The sequence below is a fragment of the Aeromonas sp. Y318-3 genome (genome assembly GCF_027706185.1).
Classification (GTDB): Bacteria; Pseudomonadota; Gammaproteobacteria; order Enterobacterales; family Aeromonadaceae; genus Aeromonas; species Aeromonas veronii.
Genome location: NZ_JAPDCN010000017.1, coordinates 65,132 through 78,376, shown reverse-complemented (window position 1 = coordinate 78,376; position 13,245 = coordinate 65,132). Strand labels below are relative to the sequence as shown.

Annotated in this window: 10 protein-coding genes; 7 read left to right on the top strand and 3 right to left on the bottom strand. The window is 58.7% G+C overall.

Annotated features, from left to right (window positions below):
• Positions 1-80 precede the first annotated feature (80 nt).
• Entirely contained in the window at positions 81-1,136 is a 1,056-nt protein-coding gene (locus OKB77_RS19640) for a PA0069 family radical SAM protein (RefSeq protein ID WP_236280335.1), read from the top strand.
• Positions 1,137-1,249: 113 nt separating this feature from the next.
• On the opposite strand, the gene OKB77_RS19635 is transcribed toward OKB77_RS19640, so the two are convergent.
• Positions 1,250-1,405 (bottom strand): hypothetical protein, encoded by a 156-nt coding sequence (locus OKB77_RS19635; protein ID WP_005345370.1) that lies wholly within the window; start codon positions 1,403-1,405, stop codon positions 1,250-1,252.
• 262 nt (positions 1,406-1,667) lie between these two features.
• On the opposite strand from OKB77_RS19635, the gene OKB77_RS19630 reads away from it, so the two are divergent.
• Positions 1,668-3,065, top strand: a complete 1,398-nt coding sequence (locus tag OKB77_RS19630) for an alpha-amylase family protein (protein ID WP_270818225.1) — start codon at positions 1,668-1,670, stop codon at positions 3,063-3,065.
• A gap of 107 nt (positions 3,066-3,172) precedes the next feature.
• On the opposite strand, the gene gyrA is transcribed toward OKB77_RS19630, so the two are convergent.
• Positions 3,173-5,920: a DNA topoisomerase (ATP-hydrolyzing) subunit A gene (gyrA, locus tag OKB77_RS19625; RefSeq protein ID WP_270658574.1), complete on the bottom strand. Its 2,748-nt coding sequence runs from the start codon at positions 5,918-5,920 to the stop codon at positions 3,173-3,175.
• A gap of 198 nt (positions 5,921-6,118) precedes the next feature.
• On the opposite strand from gyrA, the gene ubiG reads away from it, so the two are divergent.
• From ubiG to yfaE, 5 genes are all read left to right on the top strand, one after another.
• On the top strand, positions 6,119-6,835 hold the full coding sequence (gene ubiG, locus OKB77_RS19620; protein WP_005352120.1) for a bifunctional 2-polyprenyl-6-hydroxyphenol methylase/3-demethylubiquinol 3-O-methyltransferase UbiG: 717 nt from the start codon (positions 6,119-6,121) through the stop codon (positions 6,833-6,835).
• Complete coding sequence (locus OKB77_RS19615; RefSeq protein WP_270818222.1) at positions 6,835-7,530, top strand: HAD family hydrolase; 696 nt, start codon at positions 6,835-6,837, stop codon at positions 7,528-7,530. Before ubiG ends, OKB77_RS19615 begins: the two co-directional genes overlap by 1 nt.
• 624 nt (positions 7,531-8,154) lie before the next feature.
• On the top strand, positions 8,155-10,422 hold the full coding sequence (gene nrdA, locus OKB77_RS19610; RefSeq protein WP_270818220.1) for a class 1a ribonucleoside-diphosphate reductase subunit alpha: 2,268 nt from the start codon (positions 8,155-8,157) through the stop codon (positions 10,420-10,422).
• Between the two features lie 80 nt (positions 10,423-10,502).
• Positions 10,503-11,636: a class Ia ribonucleoside-diphosphate reductase subunit beta gene (gene nrdB, locus OKB77_RS19605; RefSeq protein ID WP_005336708.1), complete on the top strand. Its 1,134-nt coding sequence runs from the start codon at positions 10,503-10,505 to the stop codon at positions 11,634-11,636.
• Positions 11,633-11,956: a class I ribonucleotide reductase maintenance protein YfaE gene (gene yfaE / locus OKB77_RS19600; protein ID WP_201296046.1), complete on the top strand. Its 324-nt coding sequence runs from the start codon at positions 11,633-11,635 to the stop codon at positions 11,954-11,956. Before nrdB ends, yfaE begins: the two co-directional genes overlap by 4 nt.
• A 118-nt stretch (positions 11,957-12,074) precedes the next feature.
• Here yfaE and mltA read toward each other — a convergent pair whose 3' ends face one another.
• Entirely contained in the window at positions 12,075-13,226 is a 1,152-nt protein-coding gene (gene mltA / locus OKB77_RS19595) for a murein transglycosylase A (protein WP_159143712.1), read from the bottom strand.
• Positions 13,227-13,245: the final 19 nt, after the last annotated feature.

Here is a 13,245-nt window from a genome sequence, read left to right as displayed (position 1 = left end):
CCCGGTCGATCAGCAGTAGTTGTCATTTATCCGGGGCACCTGCAAAATAACTGTATGTATAAACAGTATTGGTGCACACCATGGCAGGACGAGGCAGCCCCCACAATATCGATCACCGTTTTAGCGGCCCCCTTGTTGAAGCGGTCGATGACGGCTGGCAATCGTCCGATTGGGATGCCGCATTCACCCCCTCTGTGCCTGGCACCGAGGTGCGGGAGATCGATGCACGCAGCATTATCAGCTACAACAACTCGCCGGATGTGCCTTTTGGTCGCTCCATCAACCCCTATCAGGGGTGCGAACACGGCTGCATCTACTGCTATGCCAGACCCAGCCATGCCTATCTGGAGCTCTCCCCCGGTCTCGATTTCGAGAGCAAGCTGTTTGCCAAACGCAATGCAGCCGACCTGTTGCGCCGGGAGTTTGCCAAACCGGCCTATCAGCCACAGAACATCTTCATTGGCGCCAATACCGACCCCTATCAACCCATCGAGCAGCGCTATCGCCTCACCCGCCAGTTGTTGGAAGTGATGCTGGCACACCGCCACCCGGTCGGACTCATTACCAAGAGCGCCATGATCTTGCGCGACCTCGATCTGTTGACCGAGCTGGCCAGGGAGGGGCTTTGTCAGGTAATGGTGTCGGTGACGACCTTGAACGAAACCCTGCGCCGACAGCTGGAGCCCCGCGCCAGCACGGGTGCAGGCCGCTTGAAAGTGATCGAGAAGCTGGCCAACGCTGGCGTGCAGGTGGGGGTACTGGCCGCCCCCATGATCCCGCGGCTCAATGAGCCGGAGCTGGAGCAGATCATCAAATCGGCTGCCGAGGCAGGCGCCAGCTGCGCCGATTACATCCTGCTGCGGTTACCCCACGAACTGGCGCCGCTATTTGGGGACTGGCTCGATACCCACTACCCGGGCCAGAAGGAAGCTATTTTAAATCAGTTGCGAGCCAGCCGCGGTGGCGGGCTCAACAGTACCGCCTTCGGTACCCGCATGCGCGGTGAGGGGCACTTTGCCGATCTGCTGGCCCAGCGCTTTCGCCTCATCAGCAAGCGCCTCGATCTGGGCAAACGTCATATTCAGCTCAGGCTGGATGGGTTTATCCGCCCCGGGGAGCAGCTGTCGCTCTTCTAATCCCCCTCTCATGCACTGCATATATCAGGTGCACAGTCCTTGCCTGCCAAGAGGTCTATAGGAAGGATTGTCGCGACAGGATCGCGCTATCCGGTAAAGACAGGGCTAACGCCTTAGCCAGCGCGCTGATCCCGACCCTGTTGCACCATTTCAACCGGTAGTCGCGAGGGTTCATGAGCCACTTCGTGCTCATCCTCTTCATACAGCGGCACCTCTGACTCGCCCCATACCCGGCTCCACCAAATTTCCCACGTGATCCAACTGGTCATATGCAGCTCCTGACGGTGAAGGTGATGGCAACAACGCACCACTCGCCCGGCAGGATAGCGACTGGGAATGACAGGGAAATGACAAAAAAATCACTTGTAAAAAGGCAACTGGCGGTGGCGAGGAAAAGCCGAAACAGTTCACATATTCGGCGAAATCACTCTGAAAGCGGTCACAAATCTGCAGGTTGTGGATTGTAGCTCACTCTGTTCCCGCCAAAGCTGGGTTGCCCATTCAGGCATCTATAAAAACAGGGACACAATAATGAAACACACAGCGGGAATATGGGCGATCGCAGGCATGCTGATCGTCCCCTTGGCGCACGCCGACGTCATACTGCACGCCTTCAACTGGAAGTACAGTGAAGTGACCGCCAAAGCCGACCTTATCAAGTCGGCCGGTTACAAACAGGTACTCATCTCGCCGCCTCTCAAGTCATCCGGCAACGAGTGGTGGGCCCGTTACCAGCCGCAGGATCTGCGTCTTGTCGACTCCCCTCTTGGCAACAAGCAGGATCTCGAGCAGCTGATCGCCGCCATGAAGGCGCGGGGCATCGCCGTCTATGCCGATGTGGTGCTCAACCACATGGCCAACGAAAGCTGGAAACGCCAGGACCTCAACTATCCCGGCAACGAGCTGCTGCAAAGCTACGCCAGCAACCCGGCCTATTTCGAGCGCCAGAAACTGTTTGGCGATCTGGGGCAAAACTTCCTCTCCGGTCAGGATTTTCATCCCGAAGGGTGCATCAGCGACTGGAGCGATCCGGGTCATGTCCAGTATTGGCGTCTCTGTGGCGGTGCCGGTGACAAGGGGCTGCCGGATCTGGATCCCAACAACTGGGTGGTAAGCCAGCAACAGGCCTATCTCAAGGCACTCAAGGGGATGGGGATCAAGGGTTTTCGGGTAGATGCGGTCAAACACATGAGCGATTACCAGATCAATGCCGTGTTCACCCCCGAAATCAAACAGGGGATGCACGTGTTTGGCGAGGTGATCACCACAGGGGGGGCTGGCAGCACCGATTACGAGCGCTTTCTCAAACCCTACCTCGACAGCAGCGGTCAGGGAGCCTATGACTTTCCGCTGTTTGCCTCCCTGCGTGGCGCGCTGGGGTATGGCGGCAGCATGAACCTGCTGGCGGATCCGGGCGCCTATGGTCAGGCGCTACCGGGCAATCGCGCCGTCACCTTTGCCGTGACCCACGACATCCCCACCAACGACGGCTTCCGCTATCAGATCCTGACCCAGACTGACGAGAAGCTGGCCTACGCCTACCTGCTCGGCCGCGATGGTGGCTCGCCGCTGGTCTATTCGGATCACGGCGAGACCCAGGCCAAGGATGGACTGCGCTGGCAGGATTACTACCAGCGCGCCGATCTCAAGGGGATGATCCGCTTTCACAATGCGGTGCAGGGCCAACCGATGCAGCTGGTCGGCAACGGTGACTGCTTCGTGCTATTCAAACGGGGCAAACAGGGGCTGGTCGGCATCAACAAGTGCGACTATGAGCAGGAGTATTGGCTCGATACCGCCAAATTCGAGATGAACTGGTATCGCAACTATCGTGACGTGCTCGACCAAGGAGCCGTGGTCAACGTGCAGAGCCAGTGGGTACGGGTCGCCATTCCCGCCCGCAGCGCCAGAATGTGGCTGCAGGAGTGATCCAGCCGTAAGATCAGCGGAGAGTCATAAAAAGCAGACTAATAAAAAGAGCGACCACCAGGGTCGCTCTTTTTGATCAGAGACGTTGCTCGGGTAACTGATGACGATTACTCGTCGCCCGCTTCCCCTGCATCGGCCGCATCAGTGCCGGTCGCGGTATCGGTACCTTCAGATACCTCACCGTCAACGGCCAGCGCGTCGTTCTCGTCTTCGTCGCTCTCGGCGATGCGCTGCAGGCCAACCACGGTCTCGTCTTCACCGGTACGGATCAGACGGACACCGCCGGTGTTACGGCCAATGACACTCACCTCGGCAACACGGGTACGCACCAGGGTGCCGCCGTTGGTGATCAGCATGATCTGGTCGGTATCTTCGACCTGGATCGCATCGATCACCTTGCCGTTGCGCTCATCCACCTTGATGGAGATAACGCCCTGGGTACCACGGCTCTTGGTCGGGTACTCGTCGAGTGCGGTACGTTTGCCGTAACCGTTCGCGGTGGCGGTTAGGATAGCACCTTCGCCGCGCGGAACGATGAGGGAAACCACCTTGTCACCGGCGCCCAGCTTGATGCCGCGCACACCGGCCGCGGTACGACCCATGGGACGCACACCCTTGAAGGTACCCTTGGTTTCGGTGCCTTCGCCGTTGTCGCTGCCATCATCGTCGTTACCGGCGTCATCGTCGGTTTCAACGTCATCGCTGACATCCGCATCGGCGCGACCGCTGCCTTCGGCGAAGCGAACGACTTTGCCCGCGTCGGAGAAGAGCATGATCTCGTTGCTGCCATCGGTGATATCCACCCCGATCAGCTCATCACCCTCTTTGAGGTTGATGGCGCGGATACCGGAGGAGAGCGGACGGCTGAAGTCAGAGAGGCTGGTCTTCTTCACGGTACCATTGGCGGTGGCGAAGAAGACATACTTCTCGGCGTCATACTCCTTCACCGGCAGGATAGCGGTGATACGCTCACCCTCTTCCAGCGGCAGCAGGTTGATGATCGGACGACCACGGGCACCACGGGACGCTTCCGGCAGCTGGTAAACCTTGAGCCAGTAGACCTTGCCACGGGTGGAGAAGCACAAAATGGTGTCGTGGGTGTTGGCCACCAGCAGACGCTCCACAAAGTCCTCTTCCTTGATCCGGGTGGCCGACTTGCCACGACCACCGCGGCGCTGGGCCTCGTAGTCGGAGAGCGGCTGATACTTCACATAGCCCTGGTGAGACAGGGTAACCACCACATCTTCCGGAGTGATCAGATCTTCGATGTTGATCTCGGCACTGGACATGCTGATTTCGGTACGACGCTCGTCGCCATACTGCTCACGCACAGCCAGCAGTTCATCGCGGATCACTTCCATCAGACGAGCCGGGCTCGCCAGGATGTGCAGCAGCTCGGCGATCAGATCCAGCAGAGATTGGTACTCTTCCAGGATCTTCTCGTGCTCGAGGCCGGTCAGCTTGTGCAGACGCAGGTCAAGGATGGCCTGGGCTTGCTGTTCGGTCAGGAAGTATTGACCTTCACGGATACCAAACTCAGGCTCCAGCCACTCTGGCCGTGCCGCGTCGTCGCCCGCTTTTTCCAGCATGGCGGCCACGTTGCCAAGTTCCCAGCCCTTGGCAACCAGGCCCGCTTTCGCGTCGGCCGGGGTCGCGCTGTGGCGGATCAGCTCGATGATGGGATCGATGTTGGCCAGCGCAACCGCCAGACCTTCCAAAATGTGCGCCCGATCCCGCGCCTTGCGCAGTTCGAACACGGTCCGGCGAGTCACCACTTCACGGCGGTGCAGCAGGAACGCATCCAGGATCTCTTTAAGGTTCATCACCTTGGGCTGGTTGTTATCGAGCGCCACCATGTTGATGCCGAACGTGGTCTGCATTTGGGTGTGCTTGTAGAGATTGTTCAGCACAATCTCGCCGGACTCGCCGCGCTTGATCTCGATAACGATGCGCATGCCGTCTTTGTCAGACTCATCGCGCAGGGCACTGATGCCCTCGATCTTCTTCTCTTTGACCAGCTCGGCGATCTTTTCGATCAGTCGAGCCTTGTTCACCTGATAGGGGATCTCGTGAACGATGATGGTCTCGCGACTGGTCTTCTCGTCCACTTCCACCTCAGCCTTGGCCCGCACATAGATGGAGCCACGACCGGTACGGTACGCCTGCACGATGCCGGAACGACCGTTGATAATGCCGCCGGTGGGGAAATCCGGGCCGGTGATGTAGGTCATCAGCTCGTCAATGGTGAGGTCGCCATTTTCGATCAGTGCCAGGCAGCCATTGACAATCTCGGTGAGGTTGTGAGGCGGAATGTTGGTCGCCATGCCCACCGCGATACCGGAGGAGCCGTTGACCAGCAGGTTGGGAACCTTGGTAGGCATGACCGCCGGGATCATCTCGGTGCCGTCATAGTTCGGCACCCAGTCCACGGTCTCTTTGTCCAGATCAGCCAGCAGCTCGTGGGAGATGCGGGCCATCCGCACTTCGGTATAACGCATCGCCGCGGCGCTGTCGCCGTCGACTGAACCGAAGTTGCCCTGACCATCGACCAGCATGTAACGCATGGAGAAATCCTGCGCCATCCGGACAATGGTGTCATACACAGCGATATCGCCGTGCGGGTGATATTTACCGATTACGTCACCGACCACACGGGCCGATTTTTTATAGGGCTTGTTCCAGTCGTTCCCCAACTCGTTCATAGCAAACAGAACGCGGCGGTGAACCGGTTTCAAGCCATCACGCACATCCGGCAGAGCTCGTCCTACGATCACGCTCATGGCGTAATCAAGATAGGAACTCTTGAGCTCTTCTTCGATGTTGACCGGCGTGATCTCTCTGGCCAGATCGCTCATAGAAAGCCTTATCCCTAATTAGTTGTTCTTTGGCTTAAACAGCGCGACATGGTAACACACTGAGCCAAATACCTTAAGCCACAAATCGGGTATCAGATCGGGCTGGTGTGACAAAGTCCGTCCGTTATAATGCCCGCCAGGACAATAGATTGCGCCCATGACTCAGAAGCGGGCGCCCTGCCACAGGATCTTCGAAAAATGAACAGTGATGCCAATGTCGATCTGACAGAAATCGCCAAGTTTGAAGCCATCGCCTCCCGCTGGTGGGACATGGAAGGTGAATTCAAACCCCTGCATCAAATCAATCCGGTACGCCTTGACTGGATCACCGACAAAAGTGGCGGTCTGTTTGGCAAGCGCATTCTCGATATCGGCTGCGGTGGTGGCATCCTCTCCGAGAGCATGGCCCGCCGTGGCGCCAAGGTCACCGGCATCGACATGGGCAAGGAGCCCCTCGGCGTCGCCCGCTTGCACGCCCTGGAGCAGGGTGTCGAGCTCGAGTACCGCCAGATCACCGCCGAAGCCCATGCCGCCGAAGTGCCGGGCCAGTATGACGTGGTCACCTGCATGGAGATGCTGGAGCATGTGCCGGACCCCGCTTCCGTGCTGCGCGCCATCGCCACCCTGGTGCGCCCGGGCGGCCGGGTGTTCGTCTCCACCATCAACCGCAACCCCAAATCCTATCTGATGATGATCATCGGGGCCGAATACCTGATGAAGATGGTGCCCAAGGGTACCCACGATCACAAAAAATTCATCACCCCGGCCGAACTGTGTCGCATGGGTGAAGCGGCTGGCCTACTGGTGCGGGACATGAGCGGCGTCCACTACGCCCCCCTCACCAACCAGTTCAAGCTCGGCAAAAATGTCGACGTCAACTATATGGTGGAGTTTGTCCGCCCGGAGCACGGTTGATGAGCTCCTCTCACCTGCTGCCTCTTCGTTGCGTGCTGTTCGATCTGGATGGCACCCTGCTCGACACAGCCCCGGATCTGGGTGCCGCCGTCAACCATGTATTGATCAGCGAAGGCTTTGCGCCGCTCTCTGACGACATCATTCGTCAGACCACCTCCCACGGAGCGCTCGGGCTGCTGAAAGCGGGCCTCGGCGACGAACTGCTTGAGGAGCTGGGGGCCACCCGCCTGCGCAATGCCCTGCTCGACTACTACGCGGCCAATCTCTGCGTCGGTACCCGTCCCTATGAGGGAATGGTGGATCTTATCGAGTGGCTCGACGAGAAACAGCTCCCATGGGGCATCGTCACCAACAAGCCGGGCTTTCTCACCGAGCCGCTGCTGGCAGCCCTGCCAGAGCTTGCCAGCTGCGGCGTCACTGTCAGTGCCGATACCCTGCCGGTACGCAAGCCCGACCCCGCCCCCATGTTCTTTGCTTGTGAGAAGCTGGGGGTCGAGGCGGCTCACTGCCTCTATGTGGGGGATCATGTGCGGGATATCGAAGCGGGCCGCAATGCTGGCATGCGCACCGCGGTCGCTGGCTGGGGCTATCTCAATGATGAGGAAGATCCCGCCCAGTGGGGCGCCGATCTGCTGTTTGATACCGTGCAGGCCCTGCACCACTGGCTGCGCTATGAGCTGACGGCCAAAGCGTAACGCGCAGCCTTACCGGCTGATATGCGAAAACGGGGGCGAAGAGACTCTCCGCCCCTTGCATCTCTTCCTTTACGCTCCTGCGTCCTGCGCCACCATCACGCCTCTATTCATGGATAATAAAGGCAGCTTTCTGCCTGTTGGATACCCATTTGACAAGCTCGCAGCCGTCACAAAGCGGCCACAAACCACCCTCATCTGATGCAAAGCCCTTGCCACGCCGAGCCCGCGGCTGCGACAACTGGACAGCTTTTGACCCTTGTTGCATAAGGGATAATCAGCCGCCGTTTGCTAGTAAAAAGCCCCCCGTTTCGCAAGCAAAAAAAGTTATTTAAATTTTCCATCTTCGATCGGGAGACTTGCATTTAGCGGAGCGGACGAATGAAAACCCGCTCACTGTGAGCGGTCACTAACTGATGGGGCAAGACTCACAATTTATCCACAGCTCGTCACTTATCCACACATTGCAATGGCGGGCTGACCTCACTATCTTGTAGCTCGAACTTAAAATAACACTACATCTTGTGATTCATCGCACAATCTCTACCCAACTCCCGCATATCGCCGGGGCCTGGGTGGCTCCATTGTGCGATGGTTTTTCGGGAATCAACTGAAGGTCATCAGCCAATGAACTTGTTTGTGACGAAGCGTAACGGACACAAAGAACCCATCGATCTGGATAAAATTCACCGCGTGCTGGACTGGGCCGCCGAAGGGCTCGACAACGTGTCGGTCTCCCAGGTAGAGCTCAAATCCCACATCCAGTTCTATGACGGTATCCGTACCGCCGACATTCACGAAACCATCATCAAGGCGACGGCTGACCTCATCTCCGAGCAGACCCCGGACTACCAGTACATGGCCGCCCGTCTGGCCATCTTCCACCTGCGCAAGAAAGCCTATGGTCAGTTCGAACCGCCCCACCTCTACCAGCACGTGGCTCGTCTGGTCGACATGGGCAAGTACGACAAACACCTGCTGGAAGACTACACCCAGGCCGAATTCGAAGAGCTGAACGCGCACATGGATCACTGGCGCGACATGGACTTCTCCTACGCAGCGGTCAAGCAGCTGGAAGGCAAGTATCTGGTACAAAACCGCGTCACCGGCGAAATCTACGAGAGCCCGCAGTTCCTCTATATGCTGGTTGCGGCCTGCCTCTTCTCCAAGTACCCGAAAGATACCCGTCTGGACTACATCAAGCGCTTCTATGATGCGGTCTCGACCTTCAAGATCTCCCTGCCGACCCCAATCATGAGCGGCGTGCGCACCCCGACCCGTCAGTTCAGCTCCTGCGTACTGATCGAGTGCGATGACAGCCTGGATTCCATCAACGCCACCGCCAGCTCCATCGTGCGTTACGTTTCTCAGCGCGCCGGTATCGGCATCAACGCTGGGCGCATCCGCGGTCTGGGCAGCCCTATCCGTGGCGGCGAAGCGTTCCACACCGGTTGCATCCCCTTCTACAAATACTTCCAGACTGCCGTGAAGTGCTGCTCCCAGGGCGGCGTGCGCGGCGGTGCGGCCACCCTGTTCTACCCGCTGTGGCACACCGAAGTAGAAAGCCTGCTGGTTTTGAAGAACAACCGCGGCGTGGAAGAGAACCGTGTTCGTCACATGGACTACGGCGTGCAGATCAACAAGCTGATGTACCAGCGACTCATCAAGGGCGGTGACATCACACTGTTCTCCCCGTCCGATGCGCCGGGTCTGTACGATGCCTTCTTTGCCGATCAGGACAAGTTCGAAGAGCTCTACGTCAAGTACGAGCAGGATCCGGCTATTCGCAAGAAGACCCTGAAAGCGGTAGACCTCTTCTCCCTGATGATGCAGGAGCGTGCCGGTACCGGTCGCATCTACATCCAGAACGTCGATCACTGCAACACCCACAGCCCGTTTGATCCGAGCGTGGCACCGGTACGCCAATCCAACCTTTGCCTCGAGATTGCGCTGCCGACCAAGCCGCTCAACAACATCGACGACGAGAGTGGAGAGATCGCCCTGTGCACCCTCTCCGCCTTCAACCTCGGTGCCATCGAGAAGCTGGAAGATCTGGAAGAGATGGCCGATCTGGCCGTGCGTGCCCTCGACGCCCTGCTCGACTATCAGGACTACCCGATTGCCGCCGCCAAGAAGGGCAGCATGGGTCGTCGCACCCTGGGGATCGGCGTCATCAACTACGCCTACTACCTGGCCAAAAATGGTGCCCGTTACTCCGACGGCTCCGGTCTGGCCCTGACTCACCGTACCTTCGAGGCCATTCAGTACTATCTGCTGAAAGCCTCCGTGCAGCTTGCCCGCGAGTTCGGCCCCTGCCCGCTGTTTGGCGAGACCACCTATGCCCAGGGCATCCTGCCCATCGACACCTATAAGAAGGATCTGGATGCGCTGTGCAACGAGCCGCTGCATCTGGATTGGGAAAGTCTGCGTGAAGAGATCAAGTCCGTGGGCTTGCGCAACTCCACCCTGACCGCCCTGATGCCGAGCGAGACCTCCAGCCAGATCTCCAACGCCACCAACGGCATCGAGCCGCCGCGTGGTCTGGTGTCGGTCAAGGCCTCCAAAGACGGCATTCTCAAACAGGTGGTGCCCGAGTATGATCGCCTGAAAGATCAATACGAATTGCTCTGGAAGCAACCGAGCGTTGACGGCTACCTGCAGCTGGTCGGTATCATGCAGAAGTTTGTGGATCAGGCGATCTCCGCCAACACCAACTACGACCCTGCTCGTTTCGAAGGCAACAAGGTCCCGATGAAACAGCTGCTCAAGGACTTGCTGACCGCCTACAAATACGGCCTCAAGACCCTGTACTATCACAACACCCGTGATGGTGCAGACGATGCCCAGACCGATCTGCAAGATGACGGTTGCGCTGGCGGGGCTTGCAAAATCTAAGTCACGGCAAGAACTGATAACCGGGCGGGAGCATGAAGCTCCCGCTCTCCTGTTTTCTCTATTCACATATTCTGGTAACCATGGCCTATTCAACTTTCTGCCAAACCCAAAACGACCAGCTCAAAGAGCCGATGTTTTTTGGCCAATCGGTCAACGTAGCCCGTTATGATCAACAAAAGCACGAAGTGTTCGAGCGGCTGATCGAGAAGCAGCTCTCCTTCTTCTGGCGCCCGGAAGAGGTGGATGTCTCCCGTGATCGCATCGACTATCAGGCCCTGCCGCCCCACGAGCAGCACATCTTCATCTCCAACCTGAAGTACCAGACCCTGCTGGACTCCATTCAGGGCCGCAGCCCCAACGTGGCCCTGCTGCCGCTGGTCTCCATTCCTGAGCTGGAAACCTGGATTGAGACCTGGGCCTTCTCCGAGACCATCCACTCTCGCTCCTACACCCATATCATCCGCAATATCGTCAACACCCCCGCCCAGGTGTTCGACGACATCGTGACCAACGAGCAGATCTTGAAGCGCGCAGGCTCCATCAGCCACTTCTACGACGATCTGATCGAAGCGACCGCCCTCTACAACCTGCATGGTGAAGGGACCCACACCGTCGCGGGCCGCGAGGTGACCATCACCTTGCGCGAGCTTAAAAAGAAGCTCTATCTGTGCCTGATGAGCGTCAACGCGCTGGAAGCAATTCGCTTCTACGTCAGCTTCGCCTGCTCCTTTGCCTTCGCCGAGCGTGAACTGATGGAAGGCAACGCCAAGATCATCAAGATGATCGCCCGCGACGAAGCGCTGCACCTCACCGGCACCCAGCACATGCTGAACCTGATGCGCACCGGCCAGGATGACCCGGAGATGGCCGAGATCGCCGCCGAGTGCGAACAGGCATGCTTCGAGATCTTCAAGGAAGCGGCCATTCAGGAGAAAGAGTGGGCCGAGTACCTGTTCCAGGACGGCTCCATGATCGGCCTGAACAAGGACATCCTCTGCCAGTATGTGGAGTACATCACCAACCTGCGCATGAGCGCAGTCGGCCTGCAGCCAGCCTTTGCCGGCACCAAGCAAAACCCGATCCCCTGGATCAACACCTGGCTGTCATCCGACAACGTGCAGGTCGCCCCGCAAGAGGTAGAGGTCAGCTCCTATCTGGTCGGTCAGATCGACAGCGAAGTCAATGCCGATGACCTGGGTGATTTCGAGCTGTGAGTGATGCCACCAACACGCTGACCCCTGCCTCGCACGCAGCTGCTGAACAGCAGGCGGTCGTGGCACCACGGGTACATACCCGGGATGGTGATGTGCTGCACGCCCATCCCGGCGAAAGCGTGTTGGAGACCCTGGAGCGCCACGGTCATCATGTGGAGTTCCAGTGTCGCAGCGGCTATTGCGGCGCCTGCCGCACTCCGCTGATAGCCGGCAAGGTGCACTATCCTGCGGTGCCGCTGGCATTTGTCGCCCAGGGGGAGTGCCTCCCCTGCTGCTGCAAACCGGTCGGAGCTATCCGGCTGGATATCCAGAAGAGCTGACGCAGCCACAGACTGGCAACTCGCACAAAATAGAAAGCCGCCGGAGCAATCCGGCGGCTTTCTTGTCTCTTCATCTTTGCTCGGGCGCTCGATAACAGACGCCCAACCCATCAGAGGATTACAACCAGGGGGCAGCGGTCGGCCCGTGGTGCAGGCCCAGTTTCCAGACCCGGCCGAAGTGCTTGTAGTGACCGGCTGCGACGCCAGCCTTCTCGCCCATGCCGTGGTAGAGATCGAGGTGGCCCTTCTTCACCGCCCCGCCCACATCTAGCGCAATCAACAGCCGCAGCTGGTGCTTGCCGGTCCAGTTGCCCTCTTTGTCAAGCAAAGGGACTTCGGCGAGGATCGGCGTCCCCATCGGCAACAGGGTCTTGTCGGCAGCAACAGCCGCCAGCGGCAGCAGCGGGATACCGGCCGCGCCGATCACGTCATTGGTGGGTCGACGCTCGAAGAAGACATAGGAGGGATTCTGCTCCACCAGCTCCTTGACGCTCTCCTCCGGCTGGCGGTTGGCCCACTCCTTGATGGCCTTCATCGACATCTGCTCTTTGGGCACTTCACCGCGATCGATTAACACCCGGCCGATACTGACGTAACCGTGACCGTTCTTGCCGCTGTAGCCCAGATATTGCAGCCGATCGTCATCCCCATAATGGACAAAGCCCGAGCCCTGCACATCCATCAGGAAGTTGTCGATAAGGGATTTGCTGTAACCCAGCTCCAGCCCGCGATTGGCCAGTGCTCCCTGATGGATCTCGGCCCGGGTCGGACAGCGACCGCCACATTTGGGCATGGCATAGATGGGATATTTGTACTTGGCATCCGGGCGGTGGCGCACCTCCAGCACCGGCGAGTAGTAACCGGTAAAGAGCACGTTGCCCATGCGATCTGCGCCGCCCAGCTGAGCCAGGCTGATACCGTAACGGGTGATGTCGGCAGGATTGCCGCCGCCCGCCACCCAGCGGGAGAGCTGGTGATAGAGCTCGCCATAACGGCGGGTCATCTTGCCGGAGCGCTGCAATACCAGTCGGCTTTGCGGGCCAAACTTGCTGTAGTCGGCATGCGCACGGCTATTGACTCGCTCCACCCTCACCAGATCCTCTGGCAAGGTTCCGTCCAGATACTGCTTGCCCAGATTTTCCGGCACCTCGCAGTTAAGAAAGCATCTGTTGTCGGTCTGTTTTTTGGGCACTTCTGCTTTGTCAGAGTTGCCCGCACAACCGGCCAGTCCCAGCACTGCGGCGGTCAGCCAGTACGCGTGTTTGTTCATATGTCCTCATATAACGCCA